25 protein-coding genes and 1 pseudogene are annotated in these 26,989 nt (G+C 38.9%); 14 read left to right on the top strand and 12 right to left on the bottom strand.

What is annotated here, in order from left to right; genetic code table 11:
• The first annotated feature begins 10 nt into the window (after positions 1-10).
• Positions 11-604, top strand: a complete 594-nt coding sequence (locus tag ACH63V_RS04295) for a GNAT family N-acetyltransferase (protein WP_396462846.1) — start codon at positions 11-13, stop codon at positions 602-604.
• 3 nt (positions 605-607) lie between these two features.
• Here ACH63V_RS04295 and ACH63V_RS04290 read toward each other — a convergent pair whose 3' ends face one another.
• The 7 genes and pseudogenes from ACH63V_RS04290 to ACH63V_RS04260 all read right to left on the bottom strand — a co-directional run bounded on the left by ACH63V_RS04290 (position 608) and on the right by ACH63V_RS04260 (position 6,935).
• The gene (locus tag ACH63V_RS04290; protein WP_396462845.1) at positions 608-1,600 is read right to left on the bottom strand and encodes an AraC family transcriptional regulator ligand-binding domain-containing protein; all 993 of its coding nucleotides are present in this window, start codon (positions 1,598-1,600) and stop codon (positions 608-610) included.
• A 39-nt stretch (positions 1,601-1,639) separates the two neighbouring features.
• Positions 1,640-2,470: an oxidoreductase gene (locus ACH63V_RS04285; RefSeq protein ID WP_396462844.1), complete on the bottom strand. Its 831-nt coding sequence runs from the start codon at positions 2,468-2,470 to the stop codon at positions 1,640-1,642.
• 189 nt (positions 2,471-2,659) lie between these two features.
• A pseudogene (locus tag ACH63V_RS04280) lies at positions 2,660-2,812 on the bottom strand (MFS transporter); the annotation flags it as partial.
• Positions 2,813-2,828: 16 nt separating this feature from the next.
• The gene (locus ACH63V_RS04275) at positions 2,829-4,247 is read right to left on the bottom strand and encodes a PLP-dependent aminotransferase family protein (protein WP_396462843.1); all 1,419 of its coding nucleotides are present in this window, start codon (positions 4,245-4,247) and stop codon (positions 2,829-2,831) included.
• A gap of 93 nt (positions 4,248-4,340) precedes the next feature.
• Positions 4,341-4,475 carry a hypothetical protein gene (locus ACH63V_RS04270; protein ID WP_000749813.1) on the bottom strand — a complete coding sequence of 45 codons (135 nt, stop codon included), beginning with the start codon at positions 4,473-4,475 and terminating at the stop codon, positions 4,341-4,343.
• 14 nt (positions 4,476-4,489) lie between these two features.
• Positions 4,490-5,497, bottom strand: a complete 1,008-nt coding sequence (gene cydB / locus ACH63V_RS04265; protein ID WP_396462842.1) for a cytochrome d ubiquinol oxidase subunit II — start codon at positions 5,495-5,497, stop codon at positions 4,490-4,492.
• Entirely contained in the window at positions 5,490-6,935 is a 1,446-nt protein-coding gene (locus ACH63V_RS04260) for a cytochrome ubiquinol oxidase subunit I (protein ID WP_396462841.1), read from the bottom strand. The genes cydB and ACH63V_RS04260 overlap by 8 nt, the downstream gene beginning before the upstream one ends.
• A gap of 653 nt (positions 6,936-7,588) precedes the next feature.
• On the opposite strand from ACH63V_RS04260, the gene ACH63V_RS04255 reads away from it, so the two are divergent.
• From ACH63V_RS04255 to ACH63V_RS04240, 4 genes are all read left to right on the top strand, one after another.
• Complete coding sequence (locus ACH63V_RS04255; protein ID WP_396462840.1) at positions 7,589-8,407, top strand: hypothetical protein; 819 nt, start codon at positions 7,589-7,591, stop codon at positions 8,405-8,407.
• A 134-nt stretch (positions 8,408-8,541) separates the two neighbouring features.
• Positions 8,542-9,837, top strand: a complete 1,296-nt coding sequence (locus ACH63V_RS04250) for an acyl-CoA dehydrogenase family protein (RefSeq protein ID WP_206242397.1) — start codon at positions 8,542-8,544, stop codon at positions 9,835-9,837.
• 178 nt (positions 9,838-10,015) lie between these two features.
• The gene (locus tag ACH63V_RS04245) at positions 10,016-11,407 is read left to right on the top strand and encodes an LLM class flavin-dependent oxidoreductase (RefSeq protein WP_396462839.1); all 1,392 of its coding nucleotides are present in this window, start codon (positions 10,016-10,018) and stop codon (positions 11,405-11,407) included.
• 194 nt (positions 11,408-11,601) lie between these two features.
• A complete protein-coding gene (locus ACH63V_RS04240; protein ID WP_396462838.1) occupies positions 11,602-13,068 on the top strand; it encodes an MFS transporter in 1,467 nt (488 codons plus the stop codon).
• A gap of 61 nt (positions 13,069-13,129) precedes the next feature.
• Here the strand turns inward: ACH63V_RS04240 and ACH63V_RS04235 are convergent, their stop codons facing one another.
• The gene (locus tag ACH63V_RS04235) at positions 13,130-14,314 is read right to left on the bottom strand and encodes a hypothetical protein (protein ID WP_396462837.1); all 1,185 of its coding nucleotides are present in this window, start codon (positions 14,312-14,314) and stop codon (positions 13,130-13,132) included.
• Between the two features lie 442 nt (positions 14,315-14,756).
• On the opposite strand from ACH63V_RS04235, the gene tauA reads away from it, so the two are divergent.
• From tauA to tauD, 4 genes are read left to right on the top strand one after another with little or no spacing between them, the layout of a single operon-like run.
• Positions 14,757-15,797: a taurine ABC transporter substrate-binding protein gene (gene tauA / locus ACH63V_RS04230; RefSeq protein ID WP_081038546.1), complete on the top strand. Its 1,041-nt coding sequence runs from the start codon at positions 14,757-14,759 to the stop codon at positions 15,795-15,797.
• A 9-nt stretch (positions 15,798-15,806) separates the two neighbouring features.
• Positions 15,807-16,601 carry a taurine ABC transporter ATP-binding protein gene (locus ACH63V_RS04225; RefSeq protein ID WP_086497183.1) on the top strand — a complete coding sequence of 265 codons (795 nt, stop codon included), beginning with the start codon at positions 15,807-15,809 and terminating at the stop codon, positions 16,599-16,601.
• A complete protein-coding gene (gene tauC, locus ACH63V_RS04220; protein WP_044102059.1) occupies positions 16,598-17,467 on the top strand; it encodes a taurine ABC transporter permease TauC in 870 nt (289 codons plus the stop codon). Before ACH63V_RS04225 ends, tauC begins: the two co-directional genes overlap by 4 nt.
• 8 nt (positions 17,468-17,475) lie before the next feature.
• Positions 17,476-18,357, top strand: coding sequence for a taurine dioxygenase (gene tauD, locus ACH63V_RS04215; RefSeq protein WP_396462836.1), 882 nt, complete (start codon positions 17,476-17,478; stop codon positions 18,355-18,357).
• Positions 18,358-18,426: 69 nt separating this feature from the next.
• Here tauD and ACH63V_RS04210 read toward each other — a convergent pair whose 3' ends face one another.
• Both ACH63V_RS04210 and ACH63V_RS04205 read right to left on the bottom strand, forming a co-directional pair.
• Positions 18,427-19,161 (bottom strand): aspartate/glutamate racemase family protein, encoded by a 735-nt coding sequence (locus ACH63V_RS04210; RefSeq protein ID WP_396462835.1) that lies wholly within the window; start codon positions 19,159-19,161, stop codon positions 18,427-18,429.
• Positions 19,158-20,627, bottom strand: a complete 1,470-nt coding sequence (locus ACH63V_RS04205; protein ID WP_396462834.1) for an NCS1 family nucleobase:cation symporter-1 — start codon at positions 20,625-20,627, stop codon at positions 19,158-19,160. The genes ACH63V_RS04210 and ACH63V_RS04205 overlap by 4 nt, the downstream gene beginning before the upstream one ends.
• Before the next feature lie 396 nt (positions 20,628-21,023).
• On the opposite strand from ACH63V_RS04205, the gene ACH63V_RS04200 reads away from it, so the two are divergent.
• Positions 21,024-21,764 (top strand): GntR family transcriptional regulator, encoded by a 741-nt coding sequence (locus tag ACH63V_RS04200; RefSeq protein ID WP_396462833.1) that lies wholly within the window; start codon positions 21,024-21,026, stop codon positions 21,762-21,764.
• Positions 21,765-21,813: 49 nt separating this feature from the next.
• Here ACH63V_RS04200 and ACH63V_RS04195 read toward each other — a convergent pair whose 3' ends face one another.
• The gene (locus tag ACH63V_RS04195) at positions 21,814-22,704 is read right to left on the bottom strand and encodes a LysR substrate-binding domain-containing protein (RefSeq protein WP_396462832.1); all 891 of its coding nucleotides are present in this window, start codon (positions 22,702-22,704) and stop codon (positions 21,814-21,816) included.
• A gap of 197 nt (positions 22,705-22,901) precedes the next feature.
• Here ACH63V_RS04195 and ACH63V_RS04190 point away from each other — a divergent pair, with 197 nt between their 5' ends.
• From ACH63V_RS04190 to ACH63V_RS04180, 3 genes are all read left to right on the top strand, one after another.
• Complete coding sequence (locus ACH63V_RS04190) at positions 22,902-23,588, top strand: hydrolase (RefSeq protein WP_001043290.1); 687 nt, start codon at positions 22,902-22,904, stop codon at positions 23,586-23,588.
• Positions 23,589-23,915: 327 nt separating this feature from the next.
• Entirely contained in the window at positions 23,916-25,790 is a 1,875-nt protein-coding gene (locus tag ACH63V_RS04185; protein WP_396462831.1) for an amidohydrolase, read from the top strand.
• Positions 25,791-25,846: 56 nt separating this feature from the next.
• Entirely contained in the window at positions 25,847-26,008 is a 162-nt protein-coding gene (locus ACH63V_RS04180) for a DUF1427 family protein (protein ID WP_000784879.1), read from the top strand.
• A gap of 69 nt (positions 26,009-26,077) precedes the next feature.
• On the opposite strand, the gene arsC is transcribed toward ACH63V_RS04180, so the two are convergent.
• Positions 26,078-26,506: an arsenate reductase (glutaredoxin) gene (gene arsC, locus ACH63V_RS04175; RefSeq protein WP_396462830.1), complete on the bottom strand. Its 429-nt coding sequence runs from the start codon at positions 26,504-26,506 to the stop codon at positions 26,078-26,080.
• A gap of 84 nt (positions 26,507-26,590) precedes the next feature.
• Here arsC and ACH63V_RS04170 point away from each other — a divergent pair, with 84 nt between their 5' ends.
• Entirely contained in the window at positions 26,591-26,920 is a 330-nt protein-coding gene (locus ACH63V_RS04170) for an ArsR/SmtB family transcription factor (RefSeq protein WP_396462829.1), read from the top strand.
• Positions 26,921-26,989 lie beyond the last annotated feature (69 nt).

The raw sequence follows: 26,989 nt of genomic DNA, 5'->3' as shown, positions 1-26,989 counted from the left end.
GGAGACAAAGATGTCTTTTACTACACCTGTTGAATTAGTGGGTGAGCACGTTATTTTAAAGCCTTTAGACTTAACTCAAGCTGAATCACTGGCGGAGGCTGTTTGTGATGGGGAACTCTATAATCTTTGGTATACCCGTGTGCCAAGACCTGAACAAATGGCTGCTGAAATTGAAAGACGTCTCGGTTTACAAAGTTCTGGTTCTATGTTGCCTTTTTATATTGAAGACCGAAAAACAGGTTGGGTGTTAGGTATGACAACTTTAATGCATATTGAAGAAGCACATCGCCGTGTAGAAATTGGTTCGACGTGGTACAGAAAATCTGCACAGCGTACGCCTGTAAATACTGAATGTAAAAAGCTATTGTTGGCCCACGCATTTGAGACTTTAAACTGTATTGCGGTTGAGTTACGCACATCTTCTTTAAATGTTCAAAGCCAAGCCGCGATTGTACGCTTGGGTGCAAAGTTGGACGGTGTACTCAGAAGCCATCAAATTGTGAAAGATGATATTTTGCGGGACACCCATGTTTATAGCATTTTAAAACATGAGTGGCCTGCGGTTCGCCAAAATCTGGAATGGATGTTGAATAAACCGCGATAGGAATTAATGCATAAGCCTATATTCTTGCGGAGTATTACCCGTCCAGTTTTTAAATGCTCGGTTGAATGAGTTGTGCTCTTGAAAGCCCAATAGAAATGAAATTTCACCCGTGCTCATTGATGATTTTTCTAAATAATGTTGGGCAAGAGATTGACGTGTCGCATCCAAAAGCGTTTTAAAATTAGTTTTTTCTTCTAAAAGTAGCCGTTGTAGCGTACGTTTGCTCATCGCGAGTCGTTGAGCAACATCTTCTATTGTACATAGTCCAGCAGGTAGGTTTTCTAAAAGAATTGCTTTAACTTTTTCACTAACTGTTGCATCTTCATCAAGCTGTATAAGACTACGTTGCAAGTTTGGCTCGAAAAAAGACCACATGGTTGGATTGGCTGTTAAAAAAGGACGTTCAGCATCTTGGCGTGAAAAGACAATCGAAATGTGTTCACTTTTTTGTGGAAGTACGCCAAAAAATGTTTTGTAGTCTGCTAGATTATTAGGTAAATCGGGCAGCGTAACTTTCAAAGGTATAACCGGATGTCTTGTACATATTCTTGCTAATTGAGCAAAAAAGACCAGTTCTGACATGGCAAGACTTTGCGGCGTTGGCGTAGATACATTATAAAATTTGAGTTCTAGTGTTGTTGTGTCGTTATCAATTTCTACTTGTAACTGCATTGGCCCAACGAGTCTTTTAAATTCAGATAGACGCTGTATCGCAATATTAAAGTTGGGACTACAAATACAAGCAAAAATCGCTGGGTCAAAAAGCTCAACTGTAATCATTTGACCGATTTTTAAAGGTAAGTCATTTATTCCAGCAAGTTGTTCAATTGCGTGCCAAAAATTGAAATATTGAACGGGCGTAAGGCTTGCATCTTTACGGTTGAACAAATCAAGCGGTAGAGATGCCAAACGTAATGCATCTTCAATATTTATGCCTAGGTCGTTCAGTAATAACTTCCAATTGGTATTTAGGGCAAAATTTGAAGCATATTTCATTTGAGCATCTCAACATTAAACTTATATGGGTCACTTCATTTATTTAATAACTGACATCACCATACGATCAAACACACGGTCGCCAAACCATTTACGTACAAATATCATCAGTTTGGCATATTTGCCACCCACATAACGTGTTTTAGGTGAGGATGCATGAACAGCTTTCATCAACATATCAACGACAACTTGCACGTCTGAAAGTTCACCTTTTTCTACTGTAGTTTTTGTTGAGTTAGCAACTGCGGCTGCCATATGGCTATACGCACTTTGCCCTGAACGTTCAAGCATAGGTTGGACCATTACATCTGCAAATTCAGTTGCGATAGCACCCGGTTCAATGACAACAACATCAATATTAAATGATTTTAACTCTAAACGTAGACAGTCAGACCAGCCTTCAACTGCATGTTTACTCGCATGATACCAACTACCAAGTGGGGTATAAATTTTCCCACCCATTGATGAAATATTGATAATTCGACCCTGCATTTTTTTACGCATACTAGGCAGAACCTTTTGGGTTAAATAGGCCATACCAAACAGATTCACTTCAAATTGATAGCGTGCATCGGCAAGGGTAGTATCCTCCATAGCACCATACATGCCGAAGCCTGCGCAGTTAACTAAAATATCAACGCCATGGGTTTCTTTTTCAATAGTCTTCACAACTTGGTCGATATCATCCTGATTGGTAATATCCATTTTTAATGTATGAGCACCAAGGGCTTTTAGTTCTTGCATAGCATCAACGCGACGGGCAACGGCATAAACAGTTGCACCTTCTTTGAGTAATGCTTTGGTAAATGCTTTTCCCATACCAGATGATGCGCCTGTGATGAGAACGATTTTTTCTTTAACTGTGTTCATATTCTGTCTCTCAACTAAAGTTTTAAGGAACTTGCTTTTCGATAGAGGCATCATAGAAATTTGAACGATATTTATCCAAATCGAATGGCGACAATGTGTAATCAAAGTGCGCCAAATTGTAGTAAAGATCATTTATTAGAAATAGAAAGATAAACTCAACATAAAGCGAAAGCTTATTTTTTTGCTTAATCATGATGAACAAATGGCAATTAATAACCAGGGGATTAAAGCCATATTCATTGCTTTCCAGCCAAATAAGTCGAGTAAAGCACCTGCGCTAAAAGAACAAATTAAGCCGACAACAAAAACAGTCATGTCGTTAATGGCTTGGGCCTTGATTTTAAGAGGCCATACCTTCTTATGAATTGTTCTCAACTCTTTGTTGAATGGTTTTAATCACTTGATCTAATGCGCTTTGAATTTTAGTGTTCCATTCAAACGAACAGTTGATTCGCAAATAATGCTGCTGTGCGGGTAAAACACTAAACAAAGGGCTTGGCACAACGCCAATGTCTTGCTGAATCAACTCTTCATAAACTTGCATACTGTCTAGCGTACTAGGAAGTTTGACCCATAGAAAATAGCCACTTGGGTAGTAATACACTTCGCAAGAGCTTGGTAAATGCTGCTTTAAATAGTGATAAAACTGCTTTTTATAACGCTCAAGTGAAAGTCTAAGTGTACGCAAGTGCTTTTCATAATGATGATGAGATAAAAACTCAACCAATGCATTTTGAATGAGTGCATTTACTGAAATGGTACTCATGAGTTGCAAGTGTTGAATATGGTCTGAAAACTTACCCGCATAAACCCAACCGACCCGAAAACCTGCACCTAATGTTTTAGAAAAAGATGAGCAGTGAAGCACCAGATTTTGTTGGTCAAAATACTTCATTGAAAGTGGTTTTTGGCCACCATAAAAAAGCTCTTCATAGACATCATCTTCAATCAAATAAATTTGGTGTTCATGAAGCAACTTGGCAATTTTATATTTAATGTCATCACTGACGGTAAAACCAATCGGGTTATGTGCATTCAGCATGAGCCAACACACTTTGATAGGATAGGTTTGAATAACCTGTTCAAAAGCTTCTAGGTCAAAACCATATTGAGGATGTTCAGGAATGGTAATGACTTTAAGCCCTAAACGCTCGGCAGCTTGCCAAGCGCCGTAAAACACGGTTTGTTGCAATAGAATATAGTCACCCGGTTTAGCGACTGCTTGTAGGGAAAGGTTCAGTGCATCTAAACCTCCCGATGTAATGACAATGTCATCTGGGTCTGTCTGTATGCCTTGCATACAGTAGCGCTGAGCAATCAGTTTCCTTAAAGCTAAATTACCGGGAGGTAGACTTGCTGTTTGGTCATAGCTTTGTCTTTGACGCGCAAGTTGCCCCATAATTTGAATGAGTTTGGGGGCAGCTAAAAGCTGACTGTCCGGAAAAGCTGAACCAAAAGGCACAACAGACTCATGTTGAATTGACTTAAGATATTTAAAAACTAATGAGTTAATTTCGATTTTAGAATTTAATGAAACAACAGAATATTGCTCGAGTGGTTTAAGAGCAATTTGCTCAGCAACAAAATATCCAGATTTTTCTTTTGAATAAATCAGTCCTTGCGATTCAAGCTCCTGATAAGCATTCATGACAGTCATTAAACTAAAACCAGAGCGTTGTACCTGATCTCTTAATGAAGGTAATTTCTCATGTGCATTTAAAGTACCGCTCTCAATGAGTTGGCGAATGCTATGGGCGAGTTGTTCTGATTTATACATGTATGAGCTGCACGAGATAAAAAAAGATGCACTGAATCAATAATAAATGCCGTTTGTAGAATCTACAAACGGCATTTGTCTATAAGGATGGAATTACTTTAAGTAAGGGGCTGCATAAATCAATATCACTTTAAACAATCCCGCAATCACAGCTAAGGCTAAAAAACCACCGAGCCATAGCAGAATAAACCATTGGGTTTGATTGAGTTTAACGGATGACTTTTTCATAAAACCCTCCATACTTAATGATAGCCTTCATCACCTACACGGACTTTGTCTCTAAATACCCAGTAAGACACAATGGTGTAAGCAATAATGATTGGAATCAAAATAAGTGCACCGACCAAAGCAAACATTTGGCTTGAATGTGGTGCTGCGGCCTGCCAGATGGTGACTGATGGCGGAATAATATATGGCCATAAACTAATCACGAATCCAGTAAATGCAAGGAAAACGAGGGCCAATGTATATGCAAATGGTTTGAGGTCGTGATCTTGCTTTTTACACGCTGATAAAATCAGACCAACAAACAATAAGACCAAAATAGGTACAGGACTAAAATAGAACAGATTTGGTAAAGAGAACCAGCGATCTGCAATTTCAGGATGAGTCAGAGGCGTATATAAACTTACGCCACCAAAAATAATGAGCAATGCAATAATCAGCTTTGGCATAAGCTCATACATACGTTGCTGTAAGCCTTTTTCGGTTTTTAAAATGAGCCATCCACAGCCTAAAGTGGCATACATAGCCACTACGCCAATACCTGTAAAGATCGTAAATGGAGACAACCAATCCAGAGACCCGCCAGCAAAAATACCATTTTCAGTTTTAATCCCTTGAATATAGGCACCCAGAATAATCCCTTGTAGGAAACTGGTTAAAACTGAACCCCAAATAAAAGCCAAGTCCCAAAGATGTTTGGTTCGATGAGCTTTAAAGCGGAATTCAAAAGCAACCCCACGGAAAATCAGTGCAATCACCATGAAAATAATAGGCAGGTAGAGCGCTGATAAAACTGTTGAATAGACCAGTGGGAAGGCAGCATATAGACCAGCACCACCGAGTACCATCCATGTTTCGTTACCATCCCAGACAGGGGCAACGGTATTCATCATGACATCACGTTCTTGGCTACTCTTAATGAACGGAAACATAATCCCGATTCCTAAGTCGAAGCCATCCATGACCACATAAATCATGACACCTAAACCAATAATACCGACCCATATTAAAGAAAGATCAATCATGACGGTTCTCCCTAGAGTTTTGTTTGCTGTCAATATTTTCATCGACTGCACTGAGCGGACGCATTGGTGTTTTAAAGTGTCCAACACCACCAGACTCGATATTTGGTGTATCGATAAATGATGGGCCTTTATTAATGAGTTTTAATGTGTAGTAGATACCGCTACCAAAAACGATGGTATACACCACTACAAAAATAAAGAGACTGAGGCCAACTTGATCTGCCGACACCGTATGCGATAGACCATCTTTTGTTCGCAGAATGCCATATACCACCCAAGGTTGACGGCCAACCTCTGTGGTTACCCAACCCGCCAGCATTGCAACATAACCTGCTGGGCCCATTAATAATGCAAATTTATGGAACCATGAAGTGTCATAAAGTTTTCCGCGTTTACGTAGCCAAAGTGCAATCAGTGACAAGGTGACCATGAGTACACCAAGTCCTACCATTACACGGAAACTCCAGAAAATGATGGTTGAGTTTGGACGATCTTCAGGTGCGAATTCTTTTAAACCTGTGACTTGTCCATCTAAGCTGTGAGTCAAAATTAAGCTACCCAAATATGGAACGCCGACTTCAAAGTGATTACGTTCTTCTTTCATATCTGGAATGGCAAATAACAGTAATGGCATAGGTTCATTGTGGTTGGTTTCCCAGTGACCTTCCATTGCGGCAAGTTTGGCAGGTTGATGTTCACGAGTGTTTAAACCATGGTTATCACCAATCACCACTTGTAAACATGAAGTCACAAGTACCATCCATAAACCCATCGAGAATGATTTTTTCACCAGTTCATCACGACGGCCTTTTACCAAATGCCAAGCAGATGTTCCCACCACCAATAAAGATGAAACCAAGAAGGCAGCGGCACCCATATGGGCTAAGCGGTAAGGGAAGGATGGATTAAAGACTATAGCCAACCAGTCTTTTGGCACAATAATGCCATTTTCGATGGCAAAGCCTTGCGGGGTTTGCATCCAACTATTGGAAGATAAAATCCAGAACATGGAAATACATGTTCCGATGGCAACCATAAGTGTTGCGAAGAAATGGGCTCGAGGACCAACACGCCCCCAACCAAATAACATAATGCCTAAGAAACCTGCTTCTAAGAAGAAGGCACTCAAGACTTCATAGGTAAGTAAAGGACCAGTAATACTTCCGGCTACACGTGAAAATTCACTCCAGTTGGTACCAAACTGGTAGCTCATTACGACACCGGAAACAACTCCCATACCAAACGCAACGGCAAAGATCTTAATCCAGTATTTAAATAGATCTTTATAAATCGGGTTTTGGGTTCTTAACCATTTCCACTCTAGCACTGCTAAAAAGCAGGCAAGACCGATGGAAGTGGCCGGAAAAATAATATGGAAGGATACTGTGAAAGCAAATTGTATTCGCGCTAATTCTAGAGCGGTTAGACCGAGGCTCATAAACTTTCCCCCTGTGAACTAGCTGATGATGATTAAATGAGTTAAATACTTATTTTCAGGCAAAAAAGTACTCTGGCGATTAAACTTACTTCTGTGATAAATGTTCTTAGCAAGTAAAATGCCAACAGGGTAAAGCAATATAATTGCTTGATATTTCAATAGAATAGAGCGATTGATTGTTTTCAATCTGTTAACAAAGTTTATGCTTGATGTTGCATTTGTAAAAATGCATGTTGCATTGAAACATTGATGAAATATCTGGCGATATGCAATAGATCGTCTCATGAAAACTACCTACCTTAAGAAGTTTTCTTAATCATGCACTCGCTCTATTTGTATATGTAGATACAGAAATTTTTTATAAAACTATAACAGTTCAGTATGGTTTCAAGGGTGTGCTATAGTTTTTTTTCAATCATCTGTAGCTATATATTCATTCCTCCAAAGTTCACAATAAAAATGAACAGGATTTACCGCCAACCTAAACCAACCTTCAAGACTCAATGTGAACGCTGTTTTAGATTTTTTTAAGCACATGATTATGTTCTTCTTTTCTATTTCCATTGTTGTTTTGTGTAGGGTCCGGTTGCTGCGTGTTTCTTAAAGACCTAAGTGTAAGTGTAGCGCTTCTAAAATAGCTTGGATGTTAAAAAATGTTTATTACTTCTCAACTAAATGTTCTACATAAAATTATTAAAAATCAGTCTATTTCTACATTGGTAGTAGATCAGTTAGAACAGACTTATGTGAACCTTGAAGCAACTTTACTTAGAGCGAAAGTACTCAGAGACTTTTCTAAAACTCAAACGGTTTATTTAATTCAGTCTCATATTGAGCCACAGCAAAGCAGTTTGGCTTATCTATTCTCACCATTTATTTTTGCTAACTTAAACAAGGCAGCTATTTATACAACACCTGCAACTGCGCCTGTGCTTTCTATTCTTAATAAATATTATCAAGCAGACAAGAAGGTCGTGTTTAAGGTAGATGAGGTTTTAGAGAGTCTAAAAATATATCTCGATTTAGAGCTAACAAATATACAAGAGATAGACTTTCTCTATTTAAAATTAATCAAGGCACTGTGCCGAAGTGATCTCTCAACAGTTTTTTTAATTACGAGTTTAGATGTAGATGTCGAGCATTTAAAAGCACTGGAGCAATTTTTAAAGGTCAAAATTTATTGGATTAAAACCACAAAAGATGATGACTTAAAAAACCTCAATGGCTTAGAAATGCGGAAATTATTATTCAAAAATAAAGATGAAACTTATGTCAAATTATGCGCGAAATTCGCTCAAATGAACGCAGCGCTGGTTGGTTTATGCGACACCTTTACTGCCAGTCAAATGACGCACTTAATTGATGATATGTTCTATTCGGAGCATATTTTCGAAAAATTATCTGTCTATTCAGAATATATACAAACACTTCTGCAAAGCCAGCAGAGCATTAGACAAAAAGAGTTATCTTAGGACTTGATAGATGAGCTTTTTATCTTTGTGTTTAGGCTCTTATATAAAGAATGAATACAGTTATAAAAAAATAATCGTTTTCATGTGAAATAAATATTTTATGGTAAAAGCAAAGCAATATTGGTTTTACTTACATGACAAATTTAAATTTTGAGCATCATCTCGGTTCACTAACACATGCAGCACTTAGTCAGGCTTCAATCATTTCTCGCGTGTGGGGTGAAGGACCTTCAGAACGTTATGATGAGTTGGCAAAAAATTTCAGACCGACTTTTGCCCGTATTAAAGAAGGGGCTTTAATCCGTGAGCAGCAGCATATTTTGCCCTATGAACAACTTCAATGGCTCAAAGATATTGGTTTTACGCGCTTAAGACTTCCAAAAGCTCATGGTGGCTTTGATGCAACCATTCCTGAATTATTTGCATTACTCATTGAACTTGCTGAAGCGGACTCAAACTTACCGCAAGCTTTGCGTGTGCATTTTGGTTTCACTGAAGATGTGTTGGTAAGTAAAGACAAAGCGTTTCAACAGCGTTGGCTTAGCCGAATTGCAAATGGGGAAACAGTAGGCAGTGCCTGGTCTGAAGGCGGGAAAGAATCAATTGATCAGTTTGAAACACATTTATATCGAGACAGCGAAGGAAAAATTCGCGTTAAAGGTAAAAAATATTACACAACAGGAAGTTTATATGCAGACTGGGTGGATGTTGGTGTAACAGATTTAAAGGGTGAATCTGGCTCGGTCGTTGTTCGCCGTGAAGATGAAGGCGTCGAAATTGTTGATGACTGGAATGGCTTTGGTCAGCAACTCACCGCAAGCGGTACAGCATATTTCCATGATGTATTGGTCGATGAAACTGAAATTTTACCTGATGATGACCGTTTTAAATATTCAGCGGCTTACTATCAACTGGTTCAACTGGCAATCATTACAGGTCTAGGACGTGCTGCAACCTATGATGTTTCTCAAGCTGTTGCTAAACGTACCCGAAACTACACGCATGCAAATGCTCAATTTGTAAAACAGGATCCGCAAATTTTACAAGTAGTAGGTCAAATCCGTGGTGCAGCTTACAGTGCAGGGGCGATTGTTGAAAAAGTCGCACAAAGCTTACAACGTGCTTACTTAGCTGCATTTCAAAATAATGAGCAGCTTGAAGAAGAGCAAAATGCACTTGCCGAGCTTGAAAGTGCGCAGTCTCAAACGGTCATTACAGATCTAATTTTAAATGCTTCTACGATTTTATTTGACGCTTTAGGTGCTTCTGCAACAGATAAAGATTTAGGTCTAGATCGATACTGGCGTAATGTACGAACTTTATCTTCACATAACCCGAGAGTATTTAAAAATCGAATTGTCGGTGATTTTAGTGTAAATGGCACATTACCTCCGTATCAATGGCGAATAGGGAATGTTGCTAAACAATAAATTATAGTTTTAGATATTAAGCTGCTATTTTTAGTGGCTTAATATTATTTATGTTTTTTTAGAAATAAATTATAAAAACCTATTAGAATAAAATCATATTTTGTTTGGGGTTTATATTATAAAGAAAACATAAAAATTGCTTTAGTATAAAAATAAATAAAATGCTGGCGAATATTTTATGACTAAGAAAATTAGTTTTAATGCTTTTGAAATGAATTGTATTGCCCACCAATCTCCTGGATTATGGCGACATCCTCAAGATCGATCTGTTGAATATAAAGATTTAGAATATTGGACAGATTTAGCACAAATTCTTGAGCGTGGTTTTTTTGACGGTATTTTTATTGCAGATGTGCTTGGTATTTATGACGTTTATCATCAAAGTGCTGAACATGCCTTAACAGGTGCAGTACAAGTTCCAGTCAATGATCCGCTACAGATTGTACCAGCGATGGCCGCAGTCACAAAGCACTTGGGTTTTGGTGTCACGACCTCTATTTCCTTTGAACATCCTTATCCTTTTGCTAGACGTATTAGCACGTTAGACCATTTAACCAAAGGGCGAGTGGGTTGGAATATCGTGACGTCTTATTTGGAAAGTGGTTCGAAAAATTTGGGCCTAAAAACTCAGGTTAATCATGACAATCGTTATGATATTGCCGATGAATATTTAGAAGTCCTGTACAAACTTTGGGAAGGTTCTTGGGAAGAAGGTTCGGTACTTCGTGACCGTGAAAGCGGTATCTTTGCTGACCATAAAAAAGTGCATCCAATTCAGCACGAGGGTAAATACTTTACTGTACCGGGTATCCATATTTGTGAGCCATCACCGCAGCGAACACCAGTACTTTACCAAGCAGGTGCATCTTCACGCGGACAGAAGTTTGCTAGTCAAAATGCCGAGTGTGTATTCATAGCAGCGCCATCTAAAATCGCCACTAAAAAAGTGGTCCAGGGTATTCGCCAGAAATTGGCTCAAGAAGGCCGCGACCCGTACTCTGTTAAAATTTATGCACTTTTGTCGATTGTCACTGATGAAACCGATGCAAAAGCTCAGGCTAAGTTTAAAGAATATCAAAGCTATGGAAGCTACGATGGCGCTTTAACCTTGCTGTCTGGCTGGTCTGGTGTCGATTTTTCACAATATCAACCAACGGACAAAGTTGAATATATTCAAACCAATGCCATTCAATCTTTATTAGATTCTTATGTGAATGCAGACCCAGAGCGTGTTTGGACCATTGAAGAAATTGCAAATTGGAACAGCTTAGGCGGTAATGGACCTGTGTTAGTGGGTTCGGCAGAAACTGTTTCAGATGCTCTACAGCAATGGATTGATGATACCGATGTCGATGGTTTCAACCTTGCCTATATTTTGGCGCATCAAACCTTTGCCGATGTGGTCGAATTTATTGTTCCAGAGTTGCAAAAACGAGGGGTATATCAAACCTCTTATGCACAAGGAACATTAAGAGAAAAACTATTTGGTGCTGGGCCATATTTGCCTGTAAATCACCGCGGTGCAAAATATCGTAATCTAAAAGAATTAAAACTTGCTGAGGCGAGTTAATATTTTAGAAAACCTTTAAATAAATAGCTGATTAAATATCAGCTTTTATTTTGTCTTTTTATATCGGTTTTACTGCTGAGTTAATAATGAAAAAATAATTCTATAATTTAGATTAAAACATCAGATTAATTTGTTTTTGTATTATGTGAATAATCATTATTTTGTTCCTGTTATTAAAGTTTAGGAATTATTAAGTGAGCACACAAGAACTCGATCATAACCATCGTTATGTAATTAAATCTCCCGATGATGTTTCACAATTAATTTCAAAATTTGCAGGGAAGGGTAAATCGAATAAAGTTATTTGGTTGGCACTAATTGGGGTGTTTATTGATGCCTATGATTTAACAACGCTGTCCTTTGGTATTGAGCAAGTCATCTCAGAGTTTTCTTTAAGCCCTGTGATGACGGGTGTGGTGGCTTCAGCAATTGTCTGTGGAACCATTGTGGGTAACCTGATTGGTGGTTGGCTGACAGATAAAATCGGCCGTTATCGGGTCTTCATGGCGGACATGGTGCTCTTTGTCATTGCGGCAATTGTCGCAGGCTTTGCACCGAATGTATGGGTTTTGATTTTAGCCCGATTTATTATGGGGATTAGTGTTGGTATTGATTTGCCTGTGGCAATGTCATACTTATCTGAGTTTTCCAAGTTTAATGGAAGTAGCAACAAGGCAGCGCGTTTAGCCGCATGGTGCCCAATGTGGTATGCCGCTTCTTCGGTATGTTTTGGTCTAGTTCTGGCGCTTTATTTTCTTTTACCCCCTGAGCATAGCAACTGGTTATGGCGAGCATCTTTAATTTTTGGAGCAGTGCCAGCGTTACTCATCATTTTTATTCGCGGTAAATATTTAACTGAGTCACCCATTTGGCTTGCAAACCAAGGTGATTTAAAAGGTGCAGCTAAAGTTCTACAAGAATCCTATGCAATTAATGCAGTTGCTACAGTTGAAAAAGTAGAAAGAACTGCTGAAAAGAAAAAGCGCGAGGGTTTTGCAGTTTTATTTAATAAAACCTATTTGCCAAGAACTATTGTGGCCATTGTGATTCACATTTCGGTGGCGTTTCAGTACACCACCATTGCCTTCTTTTTACCTTCTATTTTAACGCGTTTCTTTCATACCGATGTCTTGACGACCATTACTACAACACTCGGACTCAATTTGCTGTTTGCATTTACGGGCGGGCTGTTAGGCGTATTTGTTGCTAGCAGATTTAAATCTCGTCATGTGTTGCTTACAGGCTTTTTACTCCAGTTTATAGCTCTTATTGCCTTAGCATTCATCGGTGAACCCGGTAATAGCTTTTTACTCTACACCGCAATTGGCATGCTAGGTTTATGGCTTTTTGCTGAAGGCTTTGGGCCTGGGGCACAAATGATGGTTTATCCAACCATGGCTTATCCAGCTTCGATTCGTGGCGTTGGGGTCGGCTTTAACCGTGCAGTAACGGGTGTTGCTCAAGCAATTGCTTTGTTTGTTTTACCGATCTGGATGGCGGGATATAAAACTGATGTTTACCTTATTATTTCTATCTTTGCGTTTATTCCTTTAATTGTGATTGGGCTACTGATTAAGTTTGAGCCTACCGCCCAAGATGTCGATGTGATTGATGAAGATAAAACAGAACTTCCTCTCAATAATTCACCAGTAATTGACTAGATTAAAAGTAGATATCTAGATAAAAACAAAGGCCAACATCTGTTGGCCTTTGTTTTAAGAATTAGAAGTAATAAGCAAAAATTACAAATGCTTTTTTATTCCATTTATCATTGCTTCCACCAGCCGCAAGGCCTTCACTGTCTCCTAGATATGGATCGTGTTTACCCACCAGCAACTCGGCTTGTACTGTCAATTTTTGATAGTTAAAGGCAATGCCGGGAATAAAACGGGTTGAATCTTTAAAGCCATCTTGCTCTTTTCGATAAGAACTATAGTTTAGGTAGGGGCGAACAGAGGTAATTGGGCCAAACTGCTGAGGAAATAAATAGCTCAGTTCGGCTGAATAAATCTGACCTTTGGTTGCCGAGTTAAATGAATAATCGAAACCACCCAAAGTCAGGTGATCTTTATATTCAGTGTCGGCATTATCAATGTCTTGATAACCAGCCAAAAGCTGTAAATTCCATTGGTTATAATTGGTATTGCTAAAAACTGAATAGACTTGGCGATCGCCATCTTGCCCTGAACGTTTATTTTCAATGGTGGAGTACCATGCAGAGGCGCCCAGTTGGGTAGAGAAATTTTCTTGGCCTAAGACATTTTTAAAGGTATGAGCACCGCGAACAACAATCGAGTTTTTTTCTTTAGTATTGGTGCCTTGTGGTACTGAGTCATCCGCATTGACAGGATTGATACTAAATCGACTCGAGTCTTTGCTTTTACCTCTATAGGTGCCACCATCGGTAGGATAAAAGGCGAGTTGTGCTTCATTGATTCCATCATTGAAATCATATTTTACCCCAAGGTTATGTACATCTTCCCAACCTGCACTATTGGCAATGCCTAAATAATAAGTATTTCCCCAAAAGCGACCTAAGCCAAAAGGAACTGGGTTTAAGCCCGCAATAATTTTACTGTTGTCATTAATTTTATAACCCAACCACGCATCGGTAAGCCAATTGGCATCGCCTAAACGCCCGTAATATTCATAAACCCGATAATCTAGTCGGCCAATCCATTTCGGGGAGTTGTAGTCCAGCCATAATACCGCGTCATTAAAGGACAATTTACTGGTAGTGGGATCAGAGTCAAAGTCATAAACATATTTAGCTCGAACAGTACCACTTACTTTAAGTTGACCTTCTTCAGCAATACCAAAGGTGAGAGCCGCATGACTTGAAAGGCTAAATGTAATTAAAGACGCTGTAATTAATGTTTTTTTCAAAAATTGAGAATGTTTAAACAAAAGAATTTTTCTCCTCTTAAAAATAAAAATTAAATTTGCGTCATGTATAAACCAGAAAAAGATTTGTCCAAATCTTAATTTTTGCAGAAGTTTTAAGATAAAAAGATAATAACATCTTAACTTTATATATAAAGAATGAAAATTAATTAGATGCAAAACTCTGGATGCGATAAGCAAAAAATAAAAATGACGAAATGAGTAGGATAAAATAATTAGAGTAGGTATGTCAGGTTTTTCTCATCATGTGTTTTTTGAATATCCTTTTTAATTATTGATATATATGTATTTTAATTTTATGGCTAACCTGTAAGTTTGCTTGATATTTGCTTTTTACCAAAAGATAAAAACTTATATGAAAAAGTTATTTATCAAAAATAGATAAGCAACTCATATTTTTTTATTTTTCATTATAAAGCCAGCTGCATACCATGAGCTTATATTATTGAAAGATCATGAAATTATGAGCACAAAGACCAAACCGTTGATTATCACGGCAATTGTGGTTGTAGCAATTGTTGCATTTATCGTATGGCAAAATAAGAAAGACAATAATACAAGTGCTTCAGTTCGCGACAGTAAACCTGTCGTGATTGCCTACCAAACTGGGGTTGACCCAAGCAAAGTTGCGCAGGCCAATGGGGAATATGAAAAACATAGTCAACGTAACATTCAATGGAAAAAATTTGATGCGGGTTCAGATGTTGTAAACGCACTTGCTTCAGGTGATGTCGTACTTGGCAATATTGGCTCAAGTCCACTTGCTGCTGCGGCAAGCCGTGATTTACCGATTGAAGTATTCTTAATTACATCAAAACTTGGTGGATCTGAAGCATTAGTGGTAAGTAATAAATCAGGCATTAAAACTCCTCAAGATTTAATTGGCAAAACCATTGCTGTACCGTTTGTTTCAACCACGCATTACAGTCTTTTGTCGGCACTTAAACATTGGAACATTCCAGAAGATAAAGTAAAAATTATTAACTTGCGTCCACCTGAAATTTCAGCTGCTTGGGAACGTGGTGATATTGATGCTGCCTATGTTTGGGAACCTGCTTTAAGTAAAGCTAAAGCATCTGGTACGGTTTTAACTGACTCGAAACAAGTCGGTGAATGGGGCGCTCCAACTTATGACTTATGGGTTGTGCGTAAAGATTTTGCAGAGAAAAATCCTGATTTCTTAAAAGCTTTTGTTAAAACTACGCTTGAGCAGCTTGAAAAATATAATCAAGATCCAGCCGCTTACGTTAAAGATGCCGATAACGTGCAAAAAATTGCACAGCTTACAGGTTCTGATCCAAAAGATATCCCGCTTTTATTAAGTGGAAACATTTACCTTGACCATGCTCAGCAAAAACAAACGTTAGATGGTGAATTCGCGCAAAATATTTTTGATACAGCGAAGTTCTTAAAAGGTCAGGGCAAGGTTGATCAACTGAAAGCCGATTATAAAGGCAATGTGAATTCTTCATTTTTGCAGCCTTAAGGAGTTGTCATGAGTGTACTAGAAGCCAAACATATTCATCTGACTTTTCCTAAACAGCAAAAGCCAGTTTTACAAGACATTAACCTAACGATTGAAGAAGGTTCTTTAACCGTGATTTTGGGCGAGTCAGGTTGTGGCAAAACAACTTTGCTTAATATCTTGGCAGGTTTTCAAAAGCCGAGTTCAGGTGATGTGCTTGTAAATCATGAAGTAGTAAATGGACCAGACGTAACCCGCGCTGTCGTGTTTCAGGATCATGCACTCCTTCCTTGGTTGAATGTTGCAGATAATGTTGGCTTCGCTTTGCAGTTAAAAGGTTTAAAGCGCGCGGATATCGAAGCACAAGTGAACGCAATTTTAAAAATTGTAGGTTTAAGTCACGTTGAAAAAGCCAATATTTGGGAACTTTCCGGTGGTATGAAACAACGTGTTGGTATTGCCAGAGCTTTGATTAGTCACGCGCCGTTTATTTTATTAGATGAACCTTTTGCGGCATTAGATGCTTTTACGCGTGAAAACATGCAGCAGTTAGTGCTCGATTTATGGATTCAACAAAATAAAAGCTTCTTTTTAATTACTCATGATATTGAAGAAGCATTATTGCTCAGCAATCAGTTAGTTCTAATGACAGCGCATCCAGGCAAAATTGTAGAAACTCTACATCTCGATTTTGCTAATCGATATCGTCAGGGCGAGTCTATTCGCTCAATTAAATCGGACCCACAATTTATTCAGCTCAGAGAGCAGCTGTTTGAAAGTTTAAGAGCACAAAAACAAAGCGGTAAGGAGGCGTTAACCACATGAGTACTAAAGATAACGTCTATGAATATGACAAAGCAGGGCTAAAACTTAAGCCAGATGTGCAAACAGAAAATGCTTCATTTCTATCGTCATTTTTTGAGAAGCATCGCACTTTGGCAGTTAGCATAATTAGTGTGGGAAGTGTGGTTGCACTCTGGTTCCTCATTACTGCTTTGCATGTCGTACCTGAACTGTTTTTACCGAGCCCACAGGCAGTCTGGCAAAAATTTATATCGGTCAGCCAAGAAGGCTTTATGAAGGCTACTTTGTGGCAACACTTAGCAGCCAGTATCTCTCGTGTATTTTTAGCTTTGATTGCTGCTGTTGTAATTGGTGTACCACTAGGTTTATGGATGGGCCTGAACAAATGGGTTCGCGCTGTTCTAGATCCTTTGGTTGAATTATTACGTCCAATTCCGCCGTTAGCTTATTTACCCTTACTCGTAATTTGGTTCGGTATTGGCGAAACCACAAAAGTACTTTTGATTTTCTTCTCGATTTTGGCGCCTGTCATCATTAGTAGTGCGCATGGTGTGTTAAGCCATCAGCTTAATCGTGAACGTGCGGCATTGTCGCTAGGAGCAAGTCAGTCACAAGTATTTTGGCATGTCATTTTACCAACAGCTTTACCTCATATTATTACCGGTATTCGTATTGGTCTTGGGGTGGGCTGGTCAACATTAGTTGCAGCAGAATTGGTTGCAGCGGACCGTGGTATTGGTTTTATGGTGCAATCGGCAGCACAGTTCTTAATTACCGATACGGTGATTTTGGGCATTATTGTGATTGCGATTGTCGCAGTTAGTTTTGAGCTGTTTTTACGTTGGTTGCAAAAACAGTTTTCTCCTTGGTATGGTCAGCAGTTGTAGTAAAGAAGATGAATACAGTAGTAGCAAACTTAAATATTGAAGTGATCAAGCCTACCATTGGCGCAATTATTCACGATATTGATTTGAATGCGTTAAATGAACAGACAACGCAACAAATCCAGCAGGCTTTGCTTGATCATCAGGTCATTTTTTTTCGAAAGCAACAATTAGCACCGCAAGCACAAGCAGACTTGGCACGTAGTTTTGGTAGCTTACATGTGCACCCGATTTATCCTTCAATTGAAGATGTACCTGAAGTGATGGTGCTCGACAGTTGGAAACAAGACTTGCGTGACAATGAACTTTGGCACACAGATGTGACTTTTAGTAAAAATCCACCTTTAGGTTGTGTGTTGCAAGCCATTAAAATTCCACCTGTAGGCGGTGACACCTTGTGGTCGAGCAACACAGCAGCTTTTAAAGGGCTTCCACTTGAGTTGCAGCAAAAATTGCGTGGCTTAACTGCAACGCACGATATACGTAAGTCTTTTCCGCTTGAGCGTTTTGCCCATAACGAAGAAGAGCGTGAAAAGCTTTTGCAAACCTTTAAGCGTAACCCACCAGTGGTTCACCCAGTGGTGCGTACTCATCCGGTTACAAGTGAGCCTTTGTTATTTGTAAGCGAGGGTTTTACCACACACATTAATGAGTTACCCGAACAAGAAAGTGAGCAATTACTTAATTTCTTGTTTGAACATGCGACCCAAGAGCAATTTCATTTACGCTGGAAATGGCAAGATGGTGACGTCGCGATTTGGGATAACCGTTGCACACAACATAAAGCATTATTTGATTATGGCGATGCTCATCGCATCATGCACCGTGCAACCATTAACGGTGATGTTCCATTTTATAAAAATGAACAACAGCCAGAGTTAGCCGAAGTTTAATTCTTTTGTTTTCGGCCGTTTCAATTCCAACGCAGCGTTTTGAGTTGGAATTGAAACAGTAATTTATTTCTAATGTGCTCCAAATCCTGACAATATGCCTGTGTAACTCTTTACAGGAGGTAAGGCCCAATCACCAACTTTGCTGGTTTTTAAATTTAACTGGACTAACATTTCAGCTTGTTTAACTGCTGCTGCAACGCCGTCAATAACAATCACTCCCAACTCGTTTTGTAGTTTTAGGCACAAATCACTCATACCTGCACAGCCCAAAACAATCGCATCGCTTTTATCTTCTACTAGTGCTTTTTTGCACTCATCTCGTATGGTTCGATAAGCATCTGAGTCAGGAAGCTCCAATTCTTCAACTGCAATGTCACAAGCTCGAACATTTTTGCAAAATGGTGTAGCCCCATAGCGATGAGCCAGATGCCAACTCATATTCACTGTGCGTTGTAAGGTTGTGACCACACTAAAACCATTACTGACATAACTTGCAGTTCGCATAGCTGCTTCGGCAATCCCAATCACAGGCGCTGAAGTCATTTCACGGGCAGCATAAAGCGCAGGGTCGCCAAAACAGGCAATAACATAAGCGTCTACACCTAGAAGTTCACCTTGGCAAATTTCCTCCAGCACACCTACTGCACTTAATGCTTCATCATAATAACTTTCAATTGTTGCAGGACCCATTTGAGGACTCACTGCAATAATTTGAGTACCAGAATTCGCGACTATCTTTGCTGATGTAGCAATTTTATTAGTCATGCTTTGAGTAGTATTGGGATTAATAATTTTAATTTTCATTGTACTTTTACCTTAGTCATTGCCGATTTAGCATGGACAAGCGGTTGATTAAGAAATCGGTAAATGACAAAACCGAATCCCATCCCAATAAACCATGTGAAATTAGCAAGTGCAGATAATTGTGGTAAAAGCACACAGAGAATAGGAATTAATGAAGCTGGAATTAAGGCATAAAAGGCAGAGTGGTTATAACCATTTTTGTACCAATACAAACCTTTGGTATCTAAGGTATATAAATCATCTACTTCGATTTTTTGTTTTTTAACAAGGTAAAAATCGGCTAACAATACACCAAAAAGTGGGCCAATAAATGCACCTAAAATATCAATGGTGTAATGGATCACTTGAGGATTATTAAACAAATTCCATGGGGTAATGAAAATCGAACCAACTGCTGCAATCATTCCACCCATGCGCCAACTAATTTTGCTCGGTGAAACGTTGGAAAAATCAAAGGCAGGTGAAACAAAGTTAGCGACAATATTAATCCCAATCGTGGCAATCATTAAGGTCAAGCTGCCTAAAATCACCACAAAGGTGTTATCCAGTTTTCCAACCATCTCGACAGGGTCTGTAATGAGCTTGCCGTAGACTGGAAGTGTTGCCGCAATACACACCACAGTAAGCAAAGAAAAGCCTAAGAAATTAATTGGTAGTCCAAGAAAGTTTCCCATTTTAATGGCATTAAAACTTTTGCCATAACGAGAGAAGTCACCAAAGTTCAGCATCGGCCCTGAAAAATATGAAACAACAAGCGCAATAGCACCAATCATGACTGGTACAACCGCAAAACCGTCGTATTGAACACCGCTCAAGTTTAAATCAATATTTTGCCAGCCAGCTTTCCAGATGAGCCATACTGCCATCGCAAACATCACTACGTAGACAGCCGGACCTGCCCAGTCAATAAACTTACGAATGCTGTCCATGCCAGACCAAAAAACAATCGCTTGAAGTAGCCAAAGCAGCATAAAGCCAACCCATCCTAAATAGGAAAGTCCAAGAAAGCCGTAAGTTGAAACATCGGCATAGACCGACCATTCTGGAAAGAACTTTATAATGACCAATAAAAAGGCACTGGAGGCCAAATAGGTTTGAATGCCATACCATGCGACAGCAATAAGCCCACGGATAACTGCAGGAATATTAGCACCAAGAACACCAAAGGTTGCGCGGCAAATAACAGGATAGGGCGTACCAGTTTGTTGGCTAGACTTGGCAATGAGGTTTGTAAAAAACTGAACAATTGCAATGCCGATGAGTAAAGATAAAAGTACCTGCCAGCTATTGAGTCCTAGTGCAAAAAGGCTCCCAGCCATGACATAACCGCCGACACTATGAACATCAGACATCCAGAAAGCAAAAATATTATAAGCGCCCCATGTTTGCTTTTTTAAAGGAGCCAAGTCTTGATTTGTCAGTTTTGCATCATAAGAAGGTTTAATTATTGCTTCGGTATTATTCATCTTGAACACTCACTTCCTTAAGATGGAGGCACTTTCAGCAGCATTGTTTTTCTGTCTAAAAGAATGAAATTAAAATTGTGTACAATGTGATATCTAAATTGTGCACAATTTAAATTGAGCAAAAGTTATGCCAAATTTAAAAAGTAGTGCTTATGAGTCATTTAAACTGGTATAGATTTTGGATATGCAGAGACAGATTTATAAAACGGGAAGTGCTTAATTTTTTATAAAAAGTAAGTAAATTTAGGTGTATAAGTGAGTCTTTAGAGATTTAATATTGAATTATTTAGTTCAGTATATTTGTTGTGGGAATGAGAGCAATATTCCAAAACGCTTAAGTTAAACTTACACTATTGTCATTAGATAAAGTTTTAAAAAGAGGGGGCATCAATAAAAATGGAGAAATCAATGCCATCGAATGCACCAAAAAAAGCCGTAGAAATGAGCAATGATGAAATTGATGACCATATATATAACGCTATTGTAGATGCTATTTTAAATCGACAACTTGCCCCTGGCGCACGTTTAGTTGAAGCACCTTTGTGTGAAGCATTCGGCGTAACGCGAGGAGTCTTAAGACGTGTTTTCGTCAAGCTTGCACATGATAAGGTCATCGAAATTCAGCCCAATCGTGGAGCACTCATCGCAAAACATAGTGCTCATGAAACAAAAGAGGTCTTTGAAGCACGCAGCATGCTTGAAATCGCTACTGTAAAAAAGCTAGCTCAAAAGTCACATAACCTAGATTTTAGTGAGCTTCGAGGTTTAGTAGATCAAGAGTCTCATGAGCGTTTAGCTGGCAATTGGGCCGAGTGGATTAAGCTATCAGGGCAATTTCATTTAAAGCTGATTGAAGCAAATCAAAATACGATTATGACCAGTTATTTGCAGACACTTATTGCAAGGACTTCGTTATTAATAGGGTTATATGAAATTCCCAAATATAATAATTGTTCAGCAGATGAACATCGTGCAATTTTAGATGCGATTGAACAAGGCGATGAAAAGCGAGCAACTCAATTGATGGAAGAGCATTTAGAACACTACGCGACGACATTTGTTGAAGAAGACCACACAGCAACAGCAGATCAAAATTTATTAAATTTATTTAAAAATAAAAAAATTGAAACTATTTAAACTAACTAAAAAATAATGGGCCAATTCCTATGGAAAAGGCCCAGATTGGTTATTTTATAGGAACGATTTGACGCGTTAGAAAATCAATAAATAGTTTGACCTTCTTCGATAAAATCTTACGGTTTGGCCATGTGACATATAAGTGAAGCGGCTGACTGGTGTAGTCCTCCAAACATTTCTGTAATTTGCCTTCTTTGTAATAAGGCTCTGCAATAAACTCTGGAAGAAAAACGATACCGTGATCTTTCAAGCACATATCTAATAATAATTCCCCATTATTACAGGTCATCACAGGGAAGCAATTAAAGGACACTTCTTTTTGATCTTTTTGGAAAATCAATTTTTTATGTCGGCTATCTTGATAGTAAATCAGAAATTTATGTTCTTTCAGTTCTTCTAAAGAGGTTGGAAGGCCATGCTGATTAAAATACTCTGGTGTTGCATATAAATATCGTTGATAGGTATTTAATATTTTACTATTTGCCAAATTTGGAGGTGAACCATCTACACGAATGGTTAAATCAAATTTATTATTATTCATGTCTAGTAGTTGATCAGTCATGAATAAATCAATTTTGATGCTGGGATATTTCTCAATAAAGTCTGAAATGATATTTTGAAGAAAAATATTGCTAAAAGACATTGGCGTATTGAGTTTGAGTTCGCCTTCTGGGTACTGCTGGTTATAGCTAATTTCGTAGGCAGCCCATTCAAACTCACTTAAAATGACTTTGCTATGCTGATAAAACTTTTCTCCACAAGAGGTGAGGTTCATCTGTCTTGTGGTTCGGGTTAACAGTGTGGTTTTCAGGTCATTTTCGAGGTAGCAAACACGTTTGGCCACTAAGTCACGAGAGATGTCGAGTGCTCTGGCTGCGCTACTAAAATTCCCATGTTCTACGACACTTACAAAAGTGGAAATACAGTCTAATCGATCCATGGATAAGCAAAAGTTAAAAAAATATATATCAATGATTAAACTATAAAAATTAAAAAGCAATCATTGATTTTATTGTATTCGTACAGCATACAGATTCGTGCTGATTTGCTGTCTATGCTTTTACATTTTTATCTGTTTTGATAATGACCAGTAAGCAATTTTAATGCATTACTCATAAGGAATAATGGAGTTTACCCATGAATAAGTCACTTTTAGAACAACTTTCACCAACAAATTGTCAGGTTATTTTTATTGATCATCAGCCACAAATGGCTTTTGGGGTACAGTCAATAGACCGCCAAGTATTAAAGAATAATACTGTAGGCTTAGCAAAAGCAGCTAAAACATTCAATATTCCTGTCACCATTACCACGGTTGAAACTGAAAGCTTTTCTGGCCATACCTATCCAGAACTTTTAGATGTATTTCCAGATGCTCCATTACTAGAACGTACTTCAATGAATTCATGGGATGACCAAAAAGTACGTGATTCGCTTGCAAAAAATAATCGTAAAAAAGTGATTGTTTCAGGTTTGTGGACTGAAGTGTGTAATAACACCTTTGCTTTTGGCGCCATGCTTGAAGGTGATTATGAAATTTATATGGTTGCGGATGCTTCGGGTGGTACCTCGAAAGAAGCACATGACTATGCCATGCAACGTATGATTCAGGCAGGTGTTGTTCCAGTAACTTGGCAACAAGTCTTACTTGAATGGCAACGTGATTGGGCACATCGTGATACGTATGATGCAGTTATGGCAATTGTACGCGAGCATTCTGGTGCTTATGGTATGGGTGTTGATTATGCCTATACGATGGTACATAAGGCGCCTGAACGTACAACATCAAAACACGAAGTACTTGCACCAGTTCCTGCAAAATAAGAAATAGTTGAGTTAAGGGTATTTCGATATTTAAGTTGATTTATTCGATTTTTGATTATATTTGATAAGTGGAAAAGCCATCTGCAACTGTTCGAGGCAGGACAAAATCTGAAAAGATTGTAATTGAACGAGTTTTGCAGATCTTGCGCTGCCTTATGGCAGCTCAGGTTTTGTTACTTTTCCCGAAAGAAAAGTAACAGAATTAACTCCTCTTATTGGATGTAAAACGGTCAGACTCCGTCGTGTAAAATCAAAAATAATAATGAAATATATATGTTGCTATACCTTTATTTTTTAGAACGATAATTCACAAGAATGGAGTTCAGAATGACCGAAATAAACCTCATCCTCATAAACGGTAAAATCACAACACTAGATCCTCAGAAACCCGAAGTACAAGCAATTGCGATTGCAGACGGTAAAGTCGTACGTACGGGTACAAATGATGAGGTTATGAAGCTCGCAATACCTACAAGCAAAGTCGTAGACTTAAATGGTCGTCGCGTTATACCGGGTCTAAATGACAGTCATCTACATATTATTCGTGGTGGCCTAAATTACAATATGGAATTGCGCTGGGAAGGTGTGCCATCCGTTGCAGATGCACTACGCTTACTTAAAGAGCAAGCAGACAATACGCCAGCTCCACAATGGGTCCGTGTAGTAGGTGGTTGGACTGAGTTCCAGTTTGCCGAAAAGCGTTTACCGACTTTAGAAGAAATTAATAAAGCTGCGCCAGATACTCCTGTCTTCGTTTTACATTTATATGCCAGTGCCTTGTTGAACCGAGCTGCGCTTGATGTATTAGGCTTTAACAAAGACACGCCAGACCCACCGGGTGGCAAGATTGTACGAGATGAAAAGGGTGAACCAACAGGTCTGTTGCTCGCAACTCCATCCGCTATGATTTTATATTCGACCTTAGGTAAAGCGCCGAAATTGCCAGTTGAAGATCAAGTCAATTCAACTCGTCATTTCATGCGTGAGTTGAACCGATTAGGTATTACTTCAGCAATTGATGCAGGTGGTGGTGGTCAAAACTACCCTGAAGATTATGATGTAATTAAGCAATTGCACGATCAAAATCAAATGACGGTTCGAATTGCTTATAACCTATTTGCTCAGAAGGCAGGCCAAGAGCTTGATGATTATCGCCGCTGGACAGAAATGACATTTCCGGGCGATGGTGATGAATTATTTAGAATGAATGGAGCTGGTGAGAACCTGACGTGGTCGGCCGGTGACTTTGAAGATTTCTATGAACCACGTCCAGATTTACCAGAAAAAATGGAAGGTGAACTCGAAGCCATCGTAGAACACTTGGCTGAAAAGAAATGGCCATTCCGTATTCATGCAACTTACGATGAAAGCATTAATCGTTTGCTCAATGTATTTGAGCGCGTCAATTCAAAACAGCCATTCGCAACTCGATTTATTATTGACCACGCCGAAACCGTATCTGAGCGTAATATTGAACGTATTGGTGCGTTGGGCGGTGGTATTGCCATTCAACACCGTATGGCATATCAAGGTGAGATTTTCGTAAAACGCTATGGTGCCGAAGCCGCTCAGGCAACGCCACCAGTCAAGAAAATGTTAGAACTCGGTGTTCCTGTGGGTGCCGGGACAGATGCGACTCGTGTTGCCTCTTATAACCCCTGGGTGTGTTTGTATTGGCTAAGTACGGGTAAAACAGTCGGTGGTTTACCTCTCTATGATGAAAAAAATCTATTAGACCGTCAAACAGCACTCAAACTCTGGACCAAAGGTTCAGCTTGGTTCTCAGGTGAAAAAGATGTCAAAGGTTCACTCACAGCAGGGGAACTTGCCGACTTAGTTGTGCTGTCAGATGACTACTTCAAAGTTGAAGCAGAAGATATCCAGTGGATTGAGTCTGTACTCACTGTTTTAGGCGGCAAAGTGGTGTACGCAGGGGCAGAGTTTAAGCAAGACGATCCGCCGTTACCGCCAGCATCTCCAACATGGTCGCCGGTAAAACGCTTCGGTGGTCAGTGGCGTTTATCTGAAAACCGTAATGCACCTTCGAATCAATCATTACAGTCGCAAAGTGCATTGTGTGCATGTGCTAGCAGCTGTGGAATGCATGGACACAGCCACGCTTGGATGCTTGATGTACCTGTAAATGATAAGGACAAAAAATCTTTCTGGGGCGCACTTGGGTGCTCGTGTTTTGCATTTTAAATAAAACAGTATGGGAACCTGCTGATTAAATGGCTTGATTCTCTAAGGTATGTACGATGAAAATGTACTTGTTATCTTTGGCTGTAGGGTTGCTCGTTGGTGTCTTATATTACGTTTTAAATGTGAAGTCACCAGCTCCACCTCTTGTTGCGTTAGTCGGATTATTAGGCATGGTAATAGGAGAGCAATTGCTTCCTTTTATCAAATCCTATTTTTAATCCGTTTCATTCAAAAAAAGCTAAATGGTGTCATGCCATTTAGCTTTTTATATTAATAAATATCTTCAATTACTTTATACGACGGCCTTGTTCGTCAATAATCACTTCGCCATCTTCTTTTGCAAAATAGCCTAAGTTTTTTGAATCTAAAATGTCGAGCACTACTTCAGAGGGGCGGCAAAGTCGTGTGCCTTTTGGTGTAACCACAAATGGGCGATTAATTAAAATTGGGTACTGAACCATAAAATCAATTAACTGCTCATCGGTCCAATGATCTTGTTCCAACTCTAAATCTTTATATGGATCAACATTTTTACGAATTGCTTCACGTACAGTTAGGTTTGAATCCTTAATGAGTTGGATTAGCTCATCTTTACTTGGTGGTGTTTTTAAATATTCAATAACGAGAGGTTCAAGCCCGGCATGACGAATGAGTGCCAAAGTATTGCGTGACGTGCCACATGCAGGGTTATGGTAGATCTTCACTAATTCAGTCATGACAAATTTATCGATAAATTAAGATATTGCATTTATATATGGATATCCGTATATTTGCAATAACGAATATATACTGTTGAAGATATGATCAACCAAGTCGATTTCTTTAAATGTCTATCTGACCAAACTCGGTTAAATATTCTTAAATTAGTTCTAAATAAACAAAATATTTGTGTTTGTGAGCTAACAGAACAGCTTGAGTTGAGCCAACCGAAAATCTCTAGACATTTAGCCTTATTAAGAACTCATGGCGTATTACTGGATGAAAGAAAAGGACAGTGGGTCTATTACAGCTTAAATCCTGATTTGCCTGTCTGGGCTTTAGATATTTTAAATGTGATAGAAAATGACGAGAGTGGGACAAAAGTAAAACAACAAGATCAGTCTTTCATCACGACAACGTGTTGTGATTAATCTTCCTAAATTTTGTCTTAGAAAATGCAGATTTATTTAGCATAAGTGTATGAGCCACTTGTGTATTGA

It is taken from the genome of Acinetobacter sp. ABJ-A23_2, assembly GCF_044538765.1.
In the GTDB taxonomy this organism is placed as follows: domain Bacteria; phylum Pseudomonadota; class Gammaproteobacteria; order Pseudomonadales; family Moraxellaceae; genus Acinetobacter; species Acinetobacter nosocomialis_A.
Note: the sequence above shows the minus strand (reverse complement) of the source record. Positions and strands in the feature narration are given on the sequence as shown.